The organism is Flammeovirga pectinis (genome assembly GCF_003970675.1).
Classification (GTDB): Bacteria; Bacteroidota; Bacteroidia; order Cytophagales; family Flammeovirgaceae; genus Flammeovirga; species Flammeovirga pectinis.
Genome location: NZ_CP034562.1, coordinates 2167033 through 2190039, shown reverse-complemented (window position 1 = coordinate 2190039; position 23007 = coordinate 2167033). Strand labels below are relative to the sequence as shown.

The following is a 23007-nucleotide window of genomic DNA, read 5'->3' as shown; positions in this document are numbered from 1 at the left end:
AGGTGACTTTAATGAGGCGTCGCATAGAGATTGGGTAGAGGAGAATAAAGATTTATATGAGCACAACGGGGTAGTTATTCCTTGGACATCGACAACAATGTTAGAAGAAGATAACTTTATTGATGCTTATCGTGAAATATATCCAAATCCAATAACACATCCTGGGTTTACTTTTCCTTGTTATAATGCTGATTTATCTGTAGAGAGAGTTGTATGGGCTCCAGAATCGGATGAAAGAGATCGAATTGATTTTATTTTCTATAAACCAAGTGCATCAATTTCTTTAAAAGATATTTTTATAGTTGGTCCTAAACAGTCAGTAGCTTACAGCAAAGTAATTGATGAAACCTCTAAAGATGTATTTCAAGAACCAAAAGGAGTATGGCCTACAGATCATAAAGCGGTTTTAGGAGAGTTTATAATAAAGTTATAAAACTAGAAAGCCTACCTCAAAAATAGAGGTAGGCTTAAGTTAGTAAAAGGGTTTAGCTAATAGCTGATGTCAAAAACGAATGAAATATAATCTCTAGTTATGAAAACAACTTAGTAACCTGCATTCTGATTTAAGTTAGGGTTTGCAGCAACTTGAGTAGGAGGTATAGGAAATAATAACCTATGTGTTCCATCACTTACTTTACCTTTACTTGGTAACCAGAAAGTATATTCATTACCATCTGCATCTGTTCTCAATTCAAATGCATCGGCATCATTTTCCATTTGTTTATTTTGCCAAACTTCAAGATATTTTCCATGTCTGATAAGGTCTTGTCTACGTACACCTTCCCAGCATAATTCCCATCCACGTTCAAGCAATATAAAATCGATAGAAGAGCTTACTTTTCCATCACTTAATAATTGATTATAATGATCTGTTGCATTAGCAATTGGAGACGAGCTATCAAAACGATTTCCTTCTGTTCTTAATTTATTTACCATTGCTAAAGCACCAGCGTGGTCTCCTTTTCTACCAAGAGCTTCTGCGTGCATTAATAAAACGTCAGCATAACGAATTAATGGGAAGTCATTTCCAGACCATCCGCCCCAAGTAACACCAATTGAACCTAAATCAGGCTCCCATTTCATTAATCGGACACCTTGTGTTTTATTGGCATCAAAGAGTGGTAATTCGTGCTCATGCTGAATTATATCACCTGCTTCTGTCTCAAATTCTGTATAGAATTGATCACGTCTATTGTCTTGAGCATCAAAAGATTCATAACGATCAGTCATCATAGAAAAGCCATTCCATTTTGAAGGAACTCCCCATTCAACACCTTTTACTTTGTGTGTTAAATAATGTACTCCCCAACTATTACCGTGGTTTCCAAGAGGATCGTCTGCAGTATATGTAATAGAGAAAATATAATCTGTATTACTTTCTTCGTTGCCCAATTTAAAAGTTTCTAAGTACTCTGAATAGACAGCATAACCCATTCCTTCTACTTTTTGGCTATACTCAATTACTTTATTGAGTTGTGCTTCTGATGGATCAATTACTTTTGTACCATCTTGTAAATACACGCCTGCGTTTAAGTAAATCTTAGCAAGAAGAGCATAAGCAGCACCCTGACCAATACGTCCATAACTTGGAGAATCAGAAAGGCTATCCTTAATTTCTTCTAACTCATCAATAATAAATTGTGTTACTTCTGGGCGAGTACTTGCAGGAGTATCTCCATTATGTTTAGTAGTAAGTACCAACGGCACATTACCAAACATATCCATTAATGAAAAATAGTAGAAAGCTCTTAAAAAGCGAACCTCGCTTGTAGTTTGAGCAATTTCTTCCGTTTGTTCAAAACCAGTTAATGATTCAATCAAACCATTAGCTCTTGCTATACCCGTATAAGGAGTATTCCATAAACCAGGTAAATGAGGGTGGTTTTCGTTCCAAGTATGTGCGTTTAACTGCAGCCACTTTCCACCGTCATACCAGTCACCGCCTCTAGTAGGTACTAAAGTTTCGTCAGAACATACTTGAGAAAATCCCCAATAGTTTTCATGGTGATAAAATCCTCTAAGTGATGCATAAACGGGAGCAACTGCAGAGGGCAAGTTTTCAGGATCTTGAAAGTACTCGTCTGTTACAGAGCTGTATAATTTTTCGTCTAAATTTGTACATGATGTAGATGAAAATAAAGCACCTACAGCCAATGCAGCTATTAATTTATTTCTTAGCATTTTTATTTCTTTTTGGAATTATTTGATCGATTTACCATCAAATAATTAGTTTGTGATTAGATGAAGTAAAGTAGTTCTAGAAACCAATTGATACACCACCCATGAAAGTTCTAGCAGCAGGGTAGTTGTTATAATCAATTCCAATAGGAGGAACTTGATTACCACCTGCAGGAGCATTTACCTCAGGATCGTATCCAGAATAATCAGTAATCACAAATAGATTTTGACCAGAAGCGTAAACTCTAATATTTCTGATATGCTTTACTTTGTTCATGTTGAAAGTATAACCTAATGTCATATTAGATAACCTAAAGAAAGAAGCATCTTCGATAAATTTAGAATTGTATCCAGTTTGGCGAATACCTTCATCTACAGCATTTTTCATTACATTATATGTACTTCCTTCGCCATATAAGTCATTTGTAGAAGAAAATTCTAAGGCCGTATTGTTAAATACTTGATGACCAAATGCACCATTAAAGAATACATTTAAATCCCAGTTGCCATAATTGAAGGTGTTATTGAAACCTAGTGTCCAAGATGGAACAGCTTGTCCTAACACTTCACTTTCTTCAGAAACAATTGCATTTCCACTCTCATCAAGACCTTGATAAACCGGACCATAAAAAGTACCATAAGGTAAACCGGGCTTAATTACTTGAGAGAACTGACCTACTTGACCACGACCTCCAACAGCGCCTGTTAGAATTTCGTCATAATCACCAATGTTTTTTACTTCGTTCTCATTGTAAGCAGCAACAATACCTGTCGTCCATGTAAATTTATCTTTCGAGATATTTACTGTATTTAAAGCAAATTCAACACCTTGGTTATTAAGCTCACCAACATTCTGAAGATAAACATCTACTGGAGCTGGTTGAGGAGCTTGTAATTCTAACAATAAGTTGCTTGTGTTTTTCTGATAGAAATCTACAGAACCATAAAGAATACCATTAAAGAACTCGTAGTCTACACCAAAGTTTAACTGGCGAGTTTCTTCCCATTGCAAATCTGGATTAGCATAATTATTATATGTTACCCCAGAACCAATACCTACTGCACTATACCCTTTATCACCTGATAGCGTAGGTAAAGAACGGTAGTTACCAATTTCTTGAGAACCCGTAACACCCCAACCTGCACGTAATTTTAAATCGCTTACAACATCACTATTTTTCAAGAAATCTTCTTCGGCAATTCTCCATGCAGCAGAAACTGAAGGGAACACTCCCCATTTATTATTAGCACCAAATCTAGAAGAACCATCTGCTCTTACAGTTGCAGTAACAACATATTTGTCTTTAAAACTCATATTTGCTCTACCTAACCAAGAAATTAACTTGCTAGACTCTTTGTAAGAATCTACTAATACAGCACCATTTGCTGCATTTAAGTTGTGTTCTGCAGTTTCATCAATGTCAAAACCAGTAGCATTTGCACCATTATATTCACGTCCAAATTCTTGGAAAGTATAACCAGCTAAAGCATTTAACTTAAAATCGCCAAAAGATTTAGTATAGTTTAAAGTACCTTCAAGGAGTACGTTATGCAAGAAGTTATTTCTTACATCAGCAGATCCATTTCCTTTACCAACCCATTCAATTGAACCTGGTAAGTAAGCTGTTCTTTTAGCAGAAGTAATATCTCCACCTAAATTAATTTTACCTGTTAAGCCTTCAATTAGCTGAGCTTCAATAAATACATTACCTAAAACTCTTTGTGTATTGGTGAAATCTCTTACAGAAGTGGCCATTGTATACGGATTCTTTTCTAGTTGATTAGAAGAAGAAAAGTCTGTTGGTAAGAGGGGCGACATGCGTAACATGTTATTAATTACCCCTCCATCTAATGCACCACCAACACCGTATGGAAGGTTATTGTTTTTAGTGAATGACCCCATCATATTAGCTCCTAAAGTAACTTTATCGGCTAATTTTTGAGTGATATTCATTCTGCCTCCAATTCTTTCCATACCCGAATTGACCATAATACCTTCTTGGTTTAAGTAATTAACCGAGAACCTGTATTGTGTATTTTTATTACCTCCAGATACACCAAGGTTATGATTTTGAGTAATTGCCTCTCTAGTCATAGCATCTTGCCAATCTGTATTTGCGTCTAAATCTAAAGGGTTTGCACCTTCAGCAGCTGTTGCCGCTCTGTACTCGCTAGCAGAAAGTACACCTACCTTTTTAGCAATAGTAGATACACCAACGTAAGCGTCATAATCTACTTTCGCAATACCTTCTTTTCCTTTTTTAGTAGTGATGATAATTACACCATTAGCACCACGAGCACCATATATAGCTGTTGCAGAAGCATCTTTTAATACATCAAATGATGCGATATCATTAGGATTGATAGATGCTAAAGGATTTTTTGAAGCCGAAGCCGAATAAACTCCAGCCGTACCCGGATCTGAAGCAGTATTATCTATCGGAAAGCCATCTATCACGTAAAGTGGTTCATTTGATGCAGTAAGAGAAGTACCACCACGCACTCGAATATTTACACCTGCACCCGGTTCTCCAGAAGAAGGAGTCATTTGTACACCTGCAATCTTACCTTGAATCAATTGGTCTGGAGAGGCAACAACACCTTGGTTAAAATCTTCTGATTTAATAGAAGACATTGCACCAGTGACATCTTTTTTATCCATTTGACCGTAGCCAACAACCACAACTTCTTCCAGTTGTTCAGCGTCTACGTCCATTTTGATTTCGAAAGCAGACTTGTTTCCAATTGTAATTTCTTTATCAAAATAACCAATGTAGGTAATTTGTATAACCTCTGCAGATGCAGGGAGAGATAAGGCAAATTTACCGTCAAAGTTAGATGTTGTACCAGATGAAGTGCCCTTGATAATAATATTTACCCCCGGCATAGGTTGGTTTGTTTCATCGAGTATTACACCACTTATGTTACGGTCTTGTGCATACGTATCAAATAAATTTAGCAATACAAGGACAGTGAAGAAACAAAAAAATTGTAATCTTTTTCTCATTAGTTATGTAGTTTTTCGGCAATGAATAGTTGCTTTCATTTCATTGTCAGTGAATATTTAGTTAGACTTTTTGTATAGCGATAGTAATTATAATTATTAGAGAGCTCGAGCTAGTTACTATAGTTTGTCAGTACAATTCTATTACTAAATAAGGGTATATGCAAATGAAGAATTGACAAGAATACATGTAAAAATTGCACTTTAAGATGTTGTATATCTATAGGTAATGGGTATGAGAAGAAAAGTACTATTTCAACCGGTTTCTGATAGAGGTTAACGAACTTGTGAATACGCTACTATTGTTTAACAACCTGTTGCGCAACCTGTTTCTGGAAGTTATAAATTGTATCAAATACATTTAAATAGTTGGATAATTTACGTTTCAAAAAAAATTAGAAATAATTAAAAATAATCGGTAAATCAGCGCTATATGCTTTAAAAATCCATAGAAAACCATGAATTATTACAATTTGTAACTATCTTGCGACGTGCTTATCAAGAATGACAGAGAGAACGGGCTCGTAGATGTCATGGCAACCGTTGTTCCCAACGAAAGGTGCCAAATCCCGCTTCGGAAGTGTCCGAGAAAGATGAGCTGTAACATTCGTTTTTAGGATGAATTGTCTCAGAAATTAAGCACGTTTTTATCTCCTTATGTATTAAGTAAGGAGTAGGTGAAACGTAACTTTCAAATAGTAAGATGTCAGAACAACTAAAGAAGATCGCTAAAGAACGTGTGTTGATCTTAGATGGTGCTATGGGTACCATGATCCAACGTCATAAATTAGGTGAAGAAGATTATAGAGGTGAGCGTTATAAAGAGCACACTTGTGATGTAAAAGGTAACAATGATATGTTATCTATTACGCAACCTGAGATTATTAGAGATATTCATCGTCAATATTTTAAAGCGGGTTCAGATATAGTAGAAACGAATACTTTCTCCGGTACTACCATTGCAATGGCAGATTACCAAATGGAGTCAGAGGTTTACGAACTAAATTATGCATCTTCTAAATTGGCAAAAGAGGCAGCAGCAGAGTTTACAGCAGCGGAACCTCATAAGCCAAGATTTGTTGCAGGGGCAGTTGGACCAACAAACAGAACAGCTTCTATTTCTCCAGATGTAAATGATCCGGGATATAGAGCCGTAACTTTTGATGATCTTGTTGAAGCTTACTATTTACAAGTACAAGGCTTAGCAGAAGGTGGAGCTGATACCATCTTGATTGAAACAGTTTTTGATACATTAAACTGTAAAGCGGCTTTATTTGCTGCAGACAAATATTTCACAGATTTTGAAGAAGGAAAAGTTATTTCTGCTGCACCAAAGGGCAGAGAAGCAGAATTCCCAAACAATTATAAAGGAGAACGTTTACCATTGATGGTTTCTGGTACAATTACAGATGCATCGGGTAGAACGTTATCAGGACAAGTAGTTGAGGCATTCTGGAACTCTATATGCCACGCAGATTTATTTAGTGTAGGTTTAAACTGTGCTTTAGGAGCTGATTTACTACGTCCATATATTCAAGAATTATCTCGTGTTGCAGACATTAATGTTTCTGCTTATCCGAATGCCGGTCTTCCAAACGAATTTGGAGAATACGATCAGACTTCTGATGAGATGAGTGCTATTTTAGAATCTTTTGATGGGTTAGTAAATATTATTGGTGGGTGTTGTGGAACAACTCCAGATCATATTGAAGGTATTGCGAACACATTTAAAAAAGCAAGTGTAAGAGCACTTCCTGTTCATGAACCTTACTTACGTTTAAGTGGTTTAGAACCGATTACAATTAAGCCAGAGAGCATTTTTGTAAATGTAGGAGAGAGAGCAAACGTAACAGGTTCTGCAAAATTCCGTCGTTTAATCGAAAATGGTGATTTTGAAGCTGCTGTAGAAGTAGCTCGTCATCAAGTAGAAGGTGGAGCACAAGTTATCGACGTCAATATGGACGAAGGTATGTTAGATTCAGAAGCATGTATGACACGTTTCTTAAATCTAATTGCAGCAGAGCCAGATATTGCCAAACTTCCTGTAATGGTTGATTCTTCTAAATGGAATATCATTGAGGCAGGTTTAAAAACGTTACAAGGAAAAGGTATTGTTAATTCGATCTCTTTAAAAGAAGGAGAAGAGGACTTTATATATAAGGCAACACTTATTAAAAAGTACGGAGCTGCAGTTGTAGTAATGGCTTTTGATGAGAATGGGCAAGCAGATAACTTCGAGAGAAGAAAAGAAATCTGTAGTCGCTCTTACGATATTTTAGTAAATAAGATAGGCTTCCCTCCACAAGACATTATTTTTGACCCAAACATTCTTGCAGTTGCAACAGGTATTGAAGAACACAATAACTATGCAGTTGATTTTATTGAGGGAACACGTTGGATAAAAGAAAACTTACCTTATGCTTTAGTAAGTGGGGGTGTTTCTAATATCTCTTTCTCTTTTAGAGGAAACAATGGTGTGCGTGAAGCAATGCACTCTGCCTTTTTATACCACGCTTGTAAAGCAGGTATGGACATGGGTATTGTAAATGCAGGTATGATTGAGGTATATCAAGAAATACCAAAAGATTTGTTAGAGTATGTAGAAGATGTTCTTTTAAATAGAAGAGATGATGCTACAGAACGCTTAGTAGATTTTGCTGAAACGGTTAAATCAAAAGGAAAGAAAAAAGAAGTTGATCTTACTTGGAGAGAAAATCCAGTAGCTAAACGTCTTTCTCATGCACTAGTAAAAGGTATTGTAGAATTTATTGATGAAGATGTAGAAGAAGCTCGTCAGAAATTTGATAGAGCGATTGAAGTAATTGAGGGTCCTTTAATGGATGGAATGAACATAGTAGGTGATTTATTTGGAGAAGGTAAGATGTTCCTTCCTCAAGTAGTAAAATCTGCTCGTGTAATGAAAAAGGCGGTTGCCATACTTATTCCTTACATTGAAGAAGAAAAGAAAAATAATCCGAATGCATCAGTATCGTCATCATCTGGTAAAATCTTGATGGCCACCGTAAAAGGTGATGTACATGATATTGGTAAAAATATTGTATCAGTAGTTTTGGCGTGTAACAACTTCGAAATTATTGATTTAGGGGTGATGGTTCCTCTAGATAAAATTATCAGAACAGCAGAAGAAGAAAATGTAGATGTAATTGGACTAAGTGGTCTAATCACACCTTCATTAGATGAAATGGTTTATGTAGCAGATGAGTTAGAGCGTAGAGGTCTAAACTTCCCTGTAATGATTGGTGGAGCAACAACTTCAAGAATTCATACAGCTGTTAAAATAGATCCTAAATATTCGGGTTCTGTAGTTCATGTTTTAGATGCTTCTAAATCTGTTCCTATTGCTTCTGCTTATGTATCAGAAAATAAAGAATACAGAGAAGAGGTAATTCAAGAATTTAAAGATGAGTATGCTGCATTAAGAATTTCTCATGCCAAACGTCAATCTGCAAAGAAATTAATTTCTATAGCTGATGCTCGTAAGAATAAAGTGGATATTGATTGGAAAACTACGCCAATTACAAAACCATCTTTCCTAGGCGTTAAGAAATTCGAAGCGTATGATTTAGAAGAAATTGCAACCTATATCGACTGGACACCATTCTTCCAAACATGGGAGTTAGCAGGTCGTTTTCCAGCTATTTTAACGGATGAAGTTGTAGGTAAAGAAGCAACGGATTTATTTAAAGATGCCAAAGCACTTTTAAAAGAGATTGTAGACAATAAGTTATTACAAGCTAATGCTGTAGTAGGTTTCTTCCCTGCGAATAGCATTAACGATGATGATATTGCTCTTTATGATTTTAAAGAAGAAGATGTAGAATTGCCAGATGCTGAGCACCATCATTCAACTTTCTATAGAGAAAATAGAGAGAAGCAAACAGGTACTTTATGTCATCTTAGACAACAAAACAAAAAAGCAACAGGTAAACCAAACTTCTGTTTGAGTGATTTTGTAGCTCCTGTAGAGTCAGGCAGAAAAGATTATGTTGGCGCTTTTGCAGTAACAGCAGGTATCGGTATTGACGCTTTAGTAGAAAAGTTTGAAGCAGATCATGATGATTACAATAGTATTATGGTAAAAGCACTAGCCGATAGATTGGCTGAAGCATTTACAGAATTAATGCATAAGAAAGTAAGAAAAGAGATTTGGGGATATGCGAAGGATGAAATTCATGATAATGAAGAATTAATTGATGAAAAATATCAGGGTATTCGTCCAGCACCAGGTTACCCTGCATGTCCAGATCATACAGAAAAAGATAAATTATTCAAACTTCTTGATGTAACAAATAACATTGGTGTAGAGTTAACAGAAAGCTACGCAATGACACCAGCAGCATCTGTAAGTGGTTGGTATTTTGGTAACGAAAACTCACGTTACTTCGGTCTTGGAAAGATCAATAAAGATCAAGTAGATGACTATGCTAAACGTGTAGAGAAAGAAGAACATATTATGGAACGTTGGTTAGGTAGCATTTTGAGTTACTAGTCTATTCATTCTTTTAAAAATATAAAAACACAGTATATATTAGTATTACCAAATATTATATACTGTGTTTTTTTTATCAAAAAGTTAAACCTGTTCTTGATGACCCAAACTTTAATTTTACATCATGAACAAAAAAATAACCCTAGCTATTGTACTACTAATTGGTAGTATCACTTTTTGTAATGCACAAAAATATCTAAAGGCTATTGATCAATCTACAAACCTATTAAATGTAGAGAAACACCAAGATATCAAATCTTATAAATGGTTGAACAAACCTCAAAATCACACTTTTTCTGATAAGAAATTAATTATTGAAGCAGGGGAGAATACAGATTATTTTAATAATCCAGAGACAAATAAAATAAGCTCAAATGCACCTTTTCTTTACAATGAAGTAGAAGGAGACTTTGTAGCCACTGTTTTAATTAAGCCTGATTTATCTTCTGTTTGGAATGCTTGCGGAGTAATGGTCTATTTTGATTCTTTAAATTGGATTAAGTTCGAGTTTGAAAATTCTGATGCAACAGGGAATAGTATTGTTTCTGTTGTAACTAAAGAATTATCTGATGATTCTAACGGAGCTGTTTTGAATAAAATAGACCATGTGTGGTTAAGAGTGACAAGAAAGGAGGATGTTTACTCAATGTTCTACTCGAATGATGGGGTTGATTATAAAATGGCTCGTTTAGTTTCTATGAAAGGGCATGAAAAAGTGTATTTCGGATTAGAAGCTCAATGTCCAGCATCAGCTGCTAAAGAACATTCTTTTCTTTATTACTCTTTAGAGAAGAGAACTATTGGTAATATTAGAACAGGGGTTTAATTTTAACTCTTATTTTTTTCTGTGGAAGAAATATTTAAATCCTGATAATTATATCTTTTCTTCATTAAATTTTTATTATTTTGCCTTAGCGTATCCAATACGTTAAGGCATTTTATTTTTAATGAAAAACCTATTTATTTCTATGCATAAAATTGTTACACTAGAAAACGCAGTCCTCCAAGTTAAAATTTCAAGAGATGGGGCAGAATTACATTCAATTTATCACAAACAACACCAGCATGAATATCTTTGGCAAGCAGATAAGAATGTTTGGGGTAGACATGCACCAGTACTTTTCCCAATTGTAGGTCAAGTAGAAGATGGTATGTATGAGGTTGATGGGGTTACTTATAAACTACCTCAGCATGGGTTCGCGAGAGATATGGAACATAAGTTGGTAACGCAAGATGAGTTATCATGTATTTTTGAGTTGCGCTTTAACCATGCAACAATGGAGAAATACCCTTATAAGTTCGTGTTTAGAACAATTTATGAAATCAAGAACAATAAATTATCTATTTCTTATCAAGTCGATAATTTAGATACAGAAGAAATTTATTTTTCTGTAGGAGCACACCCAGGCTTTAATACTGATTTTGTAAAGGATACCACTTTTGAAGATTATATTATTGAGTTTTCTAAAAAAGAAGAATTTCAACAATTGTTATTGGATGGAGGTCTAAGAAGTGGAGCAATAAAAGAAAATGCGTTGAATGGTGAAAATATATTGCCACTTCATTACGATACTTTTAAAGATGATGCCTTAATTTTTGATCATTTTAAATCAGAATATTTAGACATTTTCACTAAAAGAGATGAGTCTAGAAAGCTAAGAATTGGCTTTAAAAATTGGCCACTTTTAGGGATATGGACTCCCGTAGGTAAAGACGCTAATTTTGTATGTATTGAACCTTGGTACGGGGTGGCTGATTTAAGAGATGAAAGTCATGATTTTAAAGAAAAGTATGCCAATCAAAGGTTACCAGAAGGAGAAACTTTTGGTTGTACATTTACGGTAGAAATTATCGATACAAACGATTAATGATAGAAAATAAAGAAGGTGTTTGGGAAGAAGAGCAAATTGTTACTTCTTATCAAATCGGTCCAAATTATACATTAAAGCCTACATCTATCTCTGAATTGTTTCAGGAAGCAGCAGGAAATCATTCTAATGCAGAACAGTTTGGTTTAAGAGAGATGATGGCAATTGGCAAAGCGTGGGTACTTGGCAGTTATAAATACCATGTAGAACGTTGGCCAAAATGGACAGAGAAGCTATTAATGCAAACTTGGGTACATGATGTTCAAAAGTTTTCATCACAACGTAATTTTCAGCTCAGTGATGTAAAAGGAAACGTGATTATTCAAGGTACTTCTAATTGGTTTGGTTTGGACATGAAGAAACGTAGACCAACGCCAATAGAAGAGTTTGTTGATAGAATTACACCAAGGTCAGATATTGCTTGTATTTCATCACCATCTCGGTTAAAGGGAATTGAAAGAGTAGATTTTTCTTTGAAGAAGAAAGCGATGTATTCAGATTTAGATCCTGTGAACCACGTAAATAATATTAAGTATTTTGAATGGATGCTTGATAGTATACCGCATACTTTTAAAACAGAAAAAATGCTGACAGACGTAGAAATAAATTACGTTGCTGAAGTAGTTTTAGATGAAGAAGTAAATGTGATAAGTGAAGTAACCGAAGAAGAGGGTGTAACTAAAGTTATTACTTGTATTATGAAACAAGAAGGAGTGAAACCAGCATGTATTATCCATACAAACTGGAAATAATCTACTTGTAACGTAAGATATTTAAAGCACTAGGAATTCAATTCTTAGTGCTTTTTTAGTGAAAATATCAAAATATGATTAGTTAGTTTCAAATTATAATCAAAAACTAGGATTGAGGTAGAATTTTGTAACATTGTTGAGAGAAGACGAGTATAAACAGTCATAATTAATCTTAAAAAAACATCAAAATTTTAAAATCATGAATACTTTAAATGTAGCTTCTTTACACTTCGAACATACAGTATGGGTTAAAGAATTATCTTTTTATAAAGAACAAATTAAATTATATGCTGATAGAGTTGAAGAATTAACTAAAAAAAATAATCATCAAAAAATTAGAGAAGAGCTTACTCAATTTAAGAATCAATTTATCGCTCAAAACGAAGTGATTGATACACTTAATCACAAAATTAAATTACAAGAAGAAGAGTTAGTAGCTGCAGAAAAAGAAAACCCAATCAAAGCTTCAAAAACTAAATTTGAAGACCAAGAGGGAATGTATTCAGAAATGGCAAAATTTCACTCAATTTATAACGAATTAAAAGTTAAATTCTTACGCTTCTGCGAAGAGTGGATGTAATCGTTACTTTAAAATATAAATAAGAAAGGGTAGTGAATTATTTAAATAATTGACTACCCTTTTTTCTATTTCAGTACCAGTTTGTTTTCAATTGGAAAAATGAGGTTATTCCTTTCAAAAATTGCAGAATCTAGTGTCTGATATATTCCATGAATACTTTTGATGGATAGATCAATTACATACCTTCTGTTTTGATTTTGTACTTCTTCTTCAAAGTTTTCTAATAAATTAAATTTTCTAGTGTTTATTTCATTTTTAGCTACTTTGAAAATTTCAGAAACAATTAATGAATCTCCTTTAATGCAATCTTTCCTGTGTGTTTTCAAGAAAAGGTAGATAAAATCACATTCTTCGGTGATTAGAATTGGTCTTTGTACTGTCTTCTGTGCTTTTGATCTTTCTATTGAAATGAAAAAGCCAAAAAGTAAAAAAAGTAATAGTTTTAAAATCATAGTTAAGAGGGATTTAACGGTTAAGGATAGTTAACGGTAGTATTCTTCAAAAACATTACTTTTTAGAAAAAAGTTTACATTGTAAGTTTTTATATTTAATAATGTTTTACTCTACTTCTTACCTCATCCTTTTTTCCGTTATTAAACACCTTATGATAGGCTCCAGTAATGTAACCTGTTACCCTTCTTAGAGTGATAATATCTTGTGATGCACAGTTGTCACATTTTAAATCTGCAAAAACACCTTCATGATCACAGGCTAAACATCTGTCTTTCTGAATATTTGTAGCAAAATAATATACCCCTTCATTCATAGCACCTCTAATTAAATCTTTATAAAGATGAGGCGTTTTAATAATTTCAGACCTTAGTTCAACATAAGTGATAGAACCTCCTGTGCAATAGTTATGGTAAGGTGCTTCTAAAGCAATTTTATCTACATAACTGATGTTGTGCCAAACGGGAATATGAAATGAGTTAGTAATAAATTCTTTATCAAAAATACCTTTCACACGGCCATATTGCTCTTGTAATTGTTTCGCAAAACGGTGACATAAACTTTCTGCAGGTGTTGCGTACAAAGAAATGTTTAAACGTCTTCGTTCAGATTCTACCTCACACAATTCAGAAAGCTCTTTTATCAGCCCTAACATATTATCTTGAACTTGTTTAGATTCTCCATGGTGTTTTCCAAAGAGCAGTAACGCAGCTTCTGCTACACCAATAAAACCAAGTGCTAATGTACCAGAATAGAGAATGTCTCCAATCTTAGTCATTTCATCATAGGGTTTATTGTGTTTCCAAATTCCATTTTTATACATAAAAGGAGCTGCACCCATTAACTGTTTGCGTTGCCATCTTAAACGCACTTCCATCATGTCAATTCCTGTATAAGCCATTTCTTTTACGAGTGCTCTAAAATCTTCCCAATTGCCTGTTTCGATAGCATATTTGGGTAAATTCATAGTAACAGGAGATAAATTCCCTCTACCAGATTTTCCATTAGAACCGTGTTGATTTTTTCCTAATCTAGTTCTACAACCCATAGTGGCAGGTATTAAATCTGGATCGATTTTACCATTTTTATCAACTACATCATAGATTTCTTTATGTGTATTTACATAATTAGGGTAGACTCTTTTTATAGAACATTCGTTGGCTAATGCAAAGAGTTCTTCATTTACAATTCCCCCATTTTCTTCTCTATATTGCCAAATCTGAATAGGAAAAATAGGCGTTGTTTTCTTCTCCCCAATACCTTCTAGCGTAGCTTTTAAAAGACATTTAATAAACAATTGTCCTTCTTTTGATGTATCACAACCGTAATTAATTGATACAAAAGGCAATTGATTTCCGGCTCTACTTTCTAAGTGATTTAAATTATGAAGAAAGGCTTCGCAAGCTTGATAAGTTTCTTCTTCTGTTTGTTCCCATGCGTAATTATCTGGATTAGATATGGAATAGTTTAAAGCAGTTTTTTGATGTTTCTCGAAACTCATCTTTATAAATTTCCCCATATGGAAATCGAAAGCATTAATAGCTATTCCTCCAAACTGTGCATTACTTTGGCACTGTAAAACTACTGCTGTAACCTGTAATGCCGCTCTAATACTTTTAGGAGAACGCATTGTTCCATTTGTTGTATGGATAGCTTTACTGAGAATTTCTCCAATATCAATAAACATACAGTTTTGCATACCTACAGCATAAGAACTGAAATCGTGAATGTAAATCCAACCTTCTTCGTGCATCTTTAAATGCTTTTCTGGCAGTAAATATTGCTTTGCGTATTCTTTTGCCACTTCGGAAGACATACGTGTTAATTTTGCCGTAAATACACCTTCAGGCATATTAGCATTCTCATTTTCAATATTTGTTAAGTTGATTGCTTCGTTGGCAAATCTTAAAATCTTGCTGTCAATTTGTTCTACCACTTTCAAAATGTTATAAGTTTTTAAAGGAAGTACTCTAGCGAATACAATGTTTTGAAGTTTGTAATTATAGGAGTGGGGCTATCAGATAAACACGTAGCAAGGTGTTTAAAGACTCAACTTTTCACTCGAAGTTGTTTTACAAATGCATTCTTGGTAGGTCTTCTGACTTCTCTTCTTTTCATTATTACCTTCTCGGTTATACAATGGTATTAATAATGCATTTTAAAGAGTTACAGCTGCGAGGACAGTTCTAGATTTACACTAGATTCCCTGTTATTTCAAAGATTTTGAAACCACGAATACTTAAATTTGATGGATAATTTTATAAGTTACACTGACGACAATCACTAAAATAAACTTGGAAAAGTAGCACCTTAGAAACCAACTATTTTAGGGCATTTTTTGACGTCTATTTTTATATGAATAACTAAAAAATTATCTTCACGTTTCAATTTTGATTTATTGACGATTGTAGAAATTGAAATTTCTAGTACGACCTAATTTTAATTAATTTATATGAAACAGTTTTTAGTTTTTAGCTTACTTCTTATAACAATTCCTTTCATTATAATATCCTGTGATAGAGAACACGTAGAGCCTAAGCCAAATCCAGAAGGGTATAATTTAATAGATGGAACCTATTTATATAATGACGGTGTGATTGACATGAAAGCGACTTTAATTGAGTTTAAGTTTCATAATGCAATGAAAAATGTCAACGATCCTGAAATTACGTCTATTATTGGAGATTATTTTCAGATGAAAGGAGACGATGCTGAATTTAAAGTTGTCACAACAATTGGTGAAGTTCAGGTAAATCAGACAATATATTTAGAACAAGCGGACATTACACACATTCTCTTTAAATATGAAGGGAAATCGTATAGAATGACAAAACAGCAATAAACTCTTTTCCATAAAATTTGACAATAATGTATTATTTATCGGTAGATGAAGTAAAGGCACTTTGTAAATCAGAAACATATAAAATTAAAGACTTTTTATTAGATAAGAAGGAGTGCTTTGTATTTAATTTAAACCCTTTATTTGATGCAGTCAAACAAGGAAAAGTAAGTAATGAGGGCTTGAGTATGTATGTAAAGAAAAATAGTTCTCGATTACATATTTTACATGATGAAGCACATCATTTATCTAATGAAGTAGTAGGTTACCCAATCATTGTTCCTCAATTCCCTCACTTTAGAACTGCTGAACATTTGTATCAGATTATTAAATTAGACCCTAAAAAAGGGGATGATGTTGTTGAAAAGCAATTAATAATTTTAGATCAAACGGCAGGTGAAAGTGCTAAGAAAATTGGAGAGAGAAGAGAAGAAATGCGCTTCTTTTGGAGATCATCTTATATCCTTAGAGAATGGGAAATGAGAGATTTACCTTTTTCATCCTATAAAGAAAAACATTGGGAAGCACTCACAGAAATATTGAATGCAATGTGGTATGCTTTGGTAATGAAATTGGCGAGTAACCGTAAGGAATTTGGTAGGGTTTTACTTAGAAATGGAGCAGCTAATCTTGCACCTATTGTACAAGTATCTTCTGATTTAAGAAACCCAGATACTTTTTGGTCTACTAAAATTGAACGAAATGGAAATCTTACAGGACTAAATATTTTTGGCAAATTAATAGCTAGACTGCGTGATAAATATAGATTGGAATTACTTGAAAAAACGGGTAGATTTAATCTTCTAAATGTTACGCCTCCTTTTAATATTAATGTATTTGGAGGCGAGATTGAAACAGTTGATTTTAACGAATAGTTCGCCTTATTAATTCTTGATAAATAAAAAGACCTCCTTAAAACTTTTCAGTTGTAAGGAGGTCTTTTATATTGATAGGTTTACGCCTTACTTTGTTAAGGCAGGGGTGAAATCCATATTAAACCACGCAAAAGCAAATAGATCGGCATAACCATCAATAATCATATCTGTAGGTTTACCAGCACCATGTCCGGCATTAGATTCGATACGAATTAAGATTGGGTTATTACCACCATCGTCATGTTGTAACTGAGCGGCAAATTTAAACGAATGTGCAGGGACAACTCTGTCGTCATGATCAGCGGTTGTAATCATAGTGGCAGGGTAAATAGTTCCTTTTTTCACATTGTGGTATGGAGAGTATCCTCTAAGGTATTCGAACATTTCTTTAGAGTCTTCTGCAGTACCGTAATCGTACGCCCAACCAGCACCTGCTGTAAATTTATTATAGCGTAGCATATCTAAAACACCAACAGCAGGGAAAGCAACTTGCATTAAATTTGGTTGCTGAGTCATTACAGCTCCAACAAGTAAACCACCATTAGAACCACCTCTAATGGCTAATTTTTCAGTAGTAGTATACTTTTCTTTTTTCAGGTATTCGGCAGCAGCAATAAAGTCATCGAAAACATTTTGCTTTTGCATTTTTGTACCTGCCGTGTGCCATTTTTCGCCATATTCACCGCCACCACGCAAGTTAGCAACAGCGTAAATACCACCATTTTCTAACCAAACAATATTGGCTGTATTAAAACTTGGCTGAAGCGAAACATTAAATCCACCATATCCATAAAGAATAGTTGGGTTTGTACCGTCTTTCTTTAAACCTTTTTTATAGGTGATGATCATAGGTACTTTTGTACCATCTTTAGATGCATAAAAAACTTGTTCTGAAGTATATTCAGAAGGGTTGAATTTTACTTTAGATTTTAAATATTCTTTTGATTCACCCGATTTGATTGTGTATTCAAAAGTAGTAGAAGGGTAGATATACGAAGTGAAAGAATAGAACAAAGTTTTGTCCTCGTCTTCTCCGTAAAAACCATTTGCAGTGCCAAAGCCAGGTAATTTGATTTCTCTTTCTTTTTTGCCATTCAAATCATATTGATAGACTTTAGAAACAGCATCTACCATATAATTAGCAAATAATTTACCACCGGCTGTAGAGGCAGAAAGTACATTTTCTGTTTCAGGAATAAGGTCTTTCCAATGTGCTAACTCAGGTTTTTTAGCATTTACAGTAACTACCTTTTGGTTTGGAGCATTGTAATCCGTTTGAATAAAAAGTTGATCGCCTTTAGAATACAACACATAAGAGTTATTATCAAAGTTGTCTACCATAGTAATAATAGGTGCATTCTTTTTACTTAAATCTTGAATGTACAACTCATTACCAGAAGTATTTACCGATGCAGATATAAGAAGGTATTTATTATCGTCTGTAACATTACCCCCCACGTATCTTCTTGGAGTTTCTTTTCCACCAAAAACAAGCTGATCAGTAGCTTGTTTAGTACCCAGCTGGTGATACATCAATTTATGATGTTGTGTCATACCAGATAACTGAGAACCCTCTTTTGGTTTATCATAACTACTGTAATAAAAACCCTCGTTACCTTTCCAAGATATGCCTGTAAATTTAGCATCTAAGATTGGGGCTTCTACTTCTTTTCCATTTTCAGTAGAGATAATATGGATTGTTCTCCAATCAGAACCGCCTGCAGAAGTTGCGTAAGCAGCGAGTTTACCATCTTTAGTAAATTTTATTGAAGAAAGAGAAGTTGTTCCATCTTCAGAGAACGTATTTGGATCTAAAAATATCTCTTCTTTATCGCTATTCGCTTTCTTTCTATAAATTACATATTGATTTTGTAAACCATCATTTTTATAGAAATACAACCATTCTCCATGCTTTCTCGGAGCTGTGATTTTCTCATAGTTCCAAAGCTCTGTTAAACGGTCAACAATACCTTGTTTATACGTAATTTGACTTAGGTATTTTTGCGTTAAATCATTTTCTGCTTTCACCCATTCTGCGGTCTCTTCAGATTTGTCATCTTCTAACCAACGGTAGGGGTCTTTAACTTCTTCTCCGAAATATGTAGTAACAACTACATCACGTTTTGTATCTGGATACGCCATTGAAGGGGGTTTTACTTCACAAGAGGTAATTGCAGCAGCACCAATAATTGGAGCGACTACTTTTAAAAAAGTTTTCATTAGTGGGAAGTTGTTTATTTGTGATAATAAATTGATGGGTGAATTTATGAAAAACACTTGATACAATACCTATCAGCTTTACTTTGATTGTTAATGTATTGCAACCAATACCATCTTTAAGATTTTCAAACATTTTGATTGTATAGCTTTGTATGTACTATTAACGATCAACAATGAGAAAAATATTACTACTAATTTCAACAATAGCTTTAACTAGTCAATTTATAAGTGCACAATCGTCACAAAAAAGTGGGAACGGGAGGGTAGAACTTTCTGGAAGTATAGGGCCTACTTTTGGAGGTGATAAAGGAACGTATTTCTATGGAAATGCAGAACTGAATTTCTTTATGAGTGGCAACATGGCGCTTACAGCAGGGTACGAGTACCTTACAGACAAGCACTCCCTAATTTTAGGAAACAGAATTTATATTGTGCCAGAATTTCATTTTAGTATGAAAGGTGTCTTGGTTAATCAAACCGACTTTGCACTCGGAGGAGGGTATTCTCATGGGTTACAAGATGGTATGAGTTTACAAGTAAACGGAGATTACTATTTTAGTAGAAAAATGTTTACACTAAGTTTTGGGATTGGTTTTAGACTTTAAAAGCATTAAAAAAGAGCGAGAAGAACTAATTTCACTCGCTCTTAATTTCATAACTGATGTTCTACTTTAATAACTCAAAAAATGCTTTTCCTAGGCTTTCTATAACATCAGAAGCAACCATAGATTCAAAACCTTTATCTGCCGAAGCATAATCTCCAGCTTTTCCATGTAAATAAACACCTAAGATTGCCGCTTCGTAAGGTTTATATTTTTGTGCTAATAAGCTACTAATAATACCAAGTAAGGCATCGCCACTACCACCTTTGGCAAGACCTGCATTACCTGTAGAGTTAAAATGAATTTGTCCGTTAGGTAAACAGATAGCTGTATTGGCTCCTTTAAGTACAATAATTACGTTGTGTTCTTTAGCCATTTTACTGGCAGCTTCCAACCTATCAAAAGAATTAATAAATTGAATTCCCGCAAGACGTTCAAACTCTCCTAAGTGAGGAGTAAGAATTGAATTTTCTGGAATTAACGACCACCATTCATCATTTTCGGATAACATATTTAATGCATCAGCATCTAATACAATTGGCTTTTCAGCATCTTCAATAATAGAGCGCACCGCCTTTTGCGTTTGTTCATGCTGTCCAATTCCAGGCCCAATACCAATAGCAGAATATTTAGAAACTAAAGTTGAGGCTACAATATGGTTTCTTGATGGGTCTGATATACACATTGCTTCAGGAATAGTAGCTTGAATAATTTCATATCCACATGCGGGAACTAAAGCCGTTGTTTTACCTGCACCAGCTCTTAAACCAGCTTTTGTAGCCAATTGTACGGCACCTATCATACCTTTTGATCCACCAACAATTAAAAGATTTCCAAACTTACCTTTATGATCAAAACGCTTTCTTGGTCGGTATATTTCTTGTGCATTTTTATGAGTAGTAAAAAAGTAATTAGAAGGTGTTTCTTCTTTAAATTTTTTACTTAAATCAATTGGTATAATATTTAACTCACCAACATTCTTATCATTTTCAGGAAACAACATTGCTAATTTGGGCACTTCTAATGTAAGCGTAATGTCTGCTTCAATAATTGTCTGAAAATGGGTAGAGTAATGATCTGCATATAAACCAGAGGCAATATCAATGGCAATTACAGGATTATTCGATCTATTGATTTCAATAATGGTTTTTTGTGTAATTCCTTTTGGAGGTCTAGAAAGGCCAGACCCAAAAATACAATCAACCAGTACTGTTTCATCGTTTATAACAGGAACATCACTATCTTCTTTAATATCATAACAAGGTACATTTTTTGGTAGCCTTGAGAGGTTTTGCTTAAAATCCTCAGATATTTTATCACTAAAATGAACAATATAACATTTAACATTAAAGTGTAAGAGGTGAAGTAAGCGTGCCATAACAAGACCATCACCACCATTATTACCTACACCACAAAAGAAAGTAATATCAGTATACCTTTCACAATTTTCATAATACCAATCTGTTAACCGATTGGCAGCTCTTTCCATTAAATCAATACTATCTATAGGTTCATTTTTAATAGTGTAAATATCCCAATCTCTAATTTGTTGTGTTGTAAATAGTTTCATTCCAATGTCTGTATTTTTCTTTATGATTATTGATTTCTAGTATTAATTTAACCCATTTTTTTGGGGCAACCTAAAACAAAATAATAGTTTTTAAGTGATTTAACCACTAGAGAGTATCTTTTAAGAAAAAAGGAATAGGATAAATTTCATTGTATTTGAGTATAACACTGAACAATAGGAGCTTTTAATAGTAATAAAAACAGTTTAATAATAGTGCTTTTGATTAAAGCAATACTTCGGTAATTTTTTCAAAATCCCTATAAAACATAAAAAGCTGTATTTTTGAAGTCCTACCAACAAAAAACAGCTAATTATGGAAAGCAGAGCTTTCATAGGACCAATATTATCAAAAATGTCTGACTTAAGAAAAAGTAAAGTCAACTTTTTAACAGAATGTTTTATACTCTTCTTGAGTATCAAGGGGAAAATTAATTTTCTTCAGTTATCAAGGTATGGTTCATATAGTGAAAAAACTTACCGAAATAATTTCGAATCAGGTTTTTCTTTTTCAGAATTTAATCATCATTTGATCAATGAACATTGTGGTGATGAAAAAATAATAGCTTTCGATCCTGTTTACCTCAGTAAAAGTGGTAAGAAAACCTATGGTTTAGGGAAATATTGGTCCGGATGTGCTGGTAAAGCTCAAAAAGGATTGGATTTATCAGGTATTGGAATTGTTGATGTAGAAAGTCGTAATGCCTTTCATTATGATGCAATCCAAACGCCTTCAATTACAGAATTAAAGGAGAAAGGCATGAGTTTAGTTGACCATTATGCATCCACTTTGCTTACACATAAAGAGCAATTATTGACGCATTCTAAGTATGTTGTAGCTGATGCTTATTTTGCAAAAGAAAAGTTTGTTCGACCATTAGATGAGGCTGGCTTTACTGTACTTAGTCGATTTAGAGGTGATATGAATGCAAGGTATTTATTTGAAGGACCAAAAACAGGAAAACGCGGTAGACCTAAAAAATTCAACGGAAAAGTAGACTGGAAAAATATTGATCTCGATATTTTTCAGTTAGAAGATGATACAGACTTATATTATTTGTACTCTGCAAAAATTTATAGCGTTGCTTTAAAAAGAGAAGTAATGATTGCACTTGTTCAATTTAAAAATCAAAAGCTCAAGCAAAAAATATTCTTTTCAACAGATCTAAATCAAGAGGCCTTCCAAATTTTCAATTATTACAGATTACGTTTTCACATAGAATTTCTTTTTCGAGATGCAAAACAGCATACAAGTCTTACAGGTTGTCAAGGAATAAGTAAAAATAAAATTCATTTTCATACTAATATGGCACTTACTTCTGTCTCAATTGCTAAGGCTTTTCATTGGATCAATCAAGAAAAAAAGGAAAGAGGACCCTTTTCAATGGCTAACATAAAAACACTCTATTTCAATGAGTTAATACTAAAAAAGATTTTTAGTGTATTTCGAATTGATGTAGATGTTGAAAAAAATAAACAGCAATTTGAGATGATTCGAAAATTAGGTCAAATTGCTGCTTGAAAAATATATTATTTTACCGAAGTATTGATTAAAGACATCT

Annotated in this window: 16 protein-coding genes and 2 riboswitches; of the genes, 10 read left to right on the top strand and 6 right to left on the bottom strand. The window is 33.9% G+C overall.

From position 1 onward, the window contains the following. Nucleotides 1-97 precede the first annotated feature (97 nt). Nucleotides 98-433, top strand: a complete 336-nt coding sequence (locus tag EI427_RS26145) for an exonuclease/endonuclease/phosphatase family protein (protein WP_205727917.1) — start codon at nt 98-100, stop codon at nt 431-433. Nucleotides 434-543: 110 nt separating this feature from the next. Here EI427_RS26145 and EI427_RS08715 read toward each other — a convergent pair whose 3' ends face one another. Together EI427_RS08715 and EI427_RS08710 are read right to left on the bottom strand one after the other, a co-directional pair. Further along, complete coding sequence (locus tag EI427_RS08715; RefSeq protein ID WP_126613699.1) at nt 544-2181, bottom strand: RagB/SusD family nutrient uptake outer membrane protein; 1638 nt, start codon at nt 2179-2181, stop codon at nt 544-546. 76 nt (nt 2182-2257) lie between these two features. Continuing rightward, nucleotides 2258-5185, bottom strand: coding sequence for a SusC/RagA family TonB-linked outer membrane protein (locus EI427_RS08710; RefSeq protein ID WP_126613697.1), 2928 nt, complete (start codon nt 5183-5185; stop codon nt 2258-2260). Between the two features lie 489 nt (nt 5186-5674). After that, a riboswitch (SAM riboswitch) is annotated at nt 5675-5782 on the top strand. A gap of 103 nt (nt 5783-5885) precedes the next feature. Here EI427_RS08710 and metH point away from each other — a divergent pair. From metH to EI427_RS08685, 5 genes are all read left to right on the top strand, one after another. Then, nucleotides 5886-9692, top strand: coding sequence for a methionine synthase (gene metH, locus EI427_RS08705; RefSeq protein ID WP_126613695.1), 3807 nt, complete (start codon nt 5886-5888; stop codon nt 9690-9692). A gap of 124 nt (nt 9693-9816) precedes the next feature. Then, nucleotides 9817-10518, top strand: a complete 702-nt coding sequence (locus EI427_RS08700) for a DUF1349 domain-containing protein (protein ID WP_126613693.1) — start codon at nt 9817-9819, stop codon at nt 10516-10518. A gap of 121 nt (nt 10519-10639) precedes the next feature. Then, entirely contained in the window at nt 10640-11560 is a 921-nt protein-coding gene (locus tag EI427_RS08695) for an aldose 1-epimerase family protein (RefSeq protein ID WP_126613691.1), read from the top strand. Beyond that, nucleotides 11560-12312 (top strand): acyl-[acyl-carrier-protein] thioesterase, encoded by a 753-nt coding sequence (locus EI427_RS08690; RefSeq protein WP_126613689.1) that lies wholly within the window; start codon nt 11560-11562, stop codon nt 12310-12312. The genes EI427_RS08695 and EI427_RS08690 overlap by 1 nt, the downstream gene beginning before the upstream one ends. Before the next feature lie 199 nt (nt 12313-12511). Next, on the top strand, nt 12512-12892 hold the full coding sequence (locus EI427_RS08685; RefSeq protein ID WP_126613687.1) for a hypothetical protein: 381 nt from the start codon (nt 12512-12514) through the stop codon (nt 12890-12892). Nucleotides 12893-12957: 65 nt separating this feature from the next. Here the strand turns inward: EI427_RS08685 and EI427_RS08680 are convergent, their stop codons facing one another. Both EI427_RS08680 and nrdD read right to left on the bottom strand, forming a co-directional pair. Then, nucleotides 12958-13344, bottom strand: a complete 387-nt coding sequence (locus EI427_RS08680; protein WP_126613685.1) for a hypothetical protein — start codon at nt 13342-13344, stop codon at nt 12958-12960. Between the two features lie 95 nt (nt 13345-13439). Continuing rightward, nucleotides 13440-15278, bottom strand: coding sequence for an anaerobic ribonucleoside-triphosphate reductase (gene nrdD, locus EI427_RS08675; RefSeq protein WP_240655374.1), 1839 nt, complete (start codon nt 15276-15278; stop codon nt 13440-13442). A 135-nt stretch (nt 15279-15413) separates the two neighbouring features. Continuing rightward, a riboswitch (cobalamin riboswitch) is annotated at nt 15414-15591 on the bottom strand. A gap of 203 nt (nt 15592-15794) precedes the next feature. On the opposite strand from nrdD, the gene EI427_RS08670 reads away from it, so the two are divergent. Further along, entirely contained in the window at nt 15795-16184 is a 390-nt protein-coding gene (locus tag EI427_RS08670) for a hypothetical protein (RefSeq protein WP_126613681.1), read from the top strand. Nucleotides 16185-16210: 26 nt separating this feature from the next. Next, nucleotides 16211-17056: an NADAR family protein gene (locus EI427_RS08665; RefSeq protein ID WP_126613678.1), complete on the top strand. Its 846-nt coding sequence runs from the start codon at nt 16211-16213 to the stop codon at nt 17054-17056. Between the two features lie 87 nt (nt 17057-17143). Here EI427_RS08665 and EI427_RS08660 read toward each other — a convergent pair whose 3' ends face one another. Continuing rightward, complete coding sequence (locus tag EI427_RS08660; RefSeq protein WP_126613676.1) at nt 17144-19276, bottom strand: prolyl oligopeptidase family serine peptidase; 2133 nt, start codon at nt 19274-19276, stop codon at nt 17144-17146. A gap of 173 nt (nt 19277-19449) precedes the next feature. On the opposite strand from EI427_RS08660, the gene EI427_RS08655 reads away from it, so the two are divergent. Next, nucleotides 19450-19881: a hypothetical protein gene (locus EI427_RS08655; protein WP_126613674.1), complete on the top strand. Its 432-nt coding sequence runs from the start codon at nt 19450-19452 to the stop codon at nt 19879-19881. A 61-nt stretch (nt 19882-19942) separates the two neighbouring features. Here EI427_RS08655 and EI427_RS08650 read toward each other — a convergent pair whose 3' ends face one another. Continuing rightward, entirely contained in the window at nt 19943-21448 is a 1506-nt protein-coding gene (locus EI427_RS08650; RefSeq protein ID WP_126613672.1) for an NAD(P)H-hydrate dehydratase, read from the bottom strand. A gap of 313 nt (nt 21449-21761) precedes the next feature. Here EI427_RS08650 and EI427_RS08645 point away from each other — a divergent pair, with 313 nt between their 5' ends. Further along, nucleotides 21762-22967 carry a transposase gene (locus EI427_RS08645; protein ID WP_126613266.1) on the top strand — a complete coding sequence of 402 codons (1206 nt, stop codon included), beginning with the start codon at nt 21762-21764 and terminating at the stop codon, nt 22965-22967. Nucleotides 22968-23007: the final 40 nt, after the last annotated feature.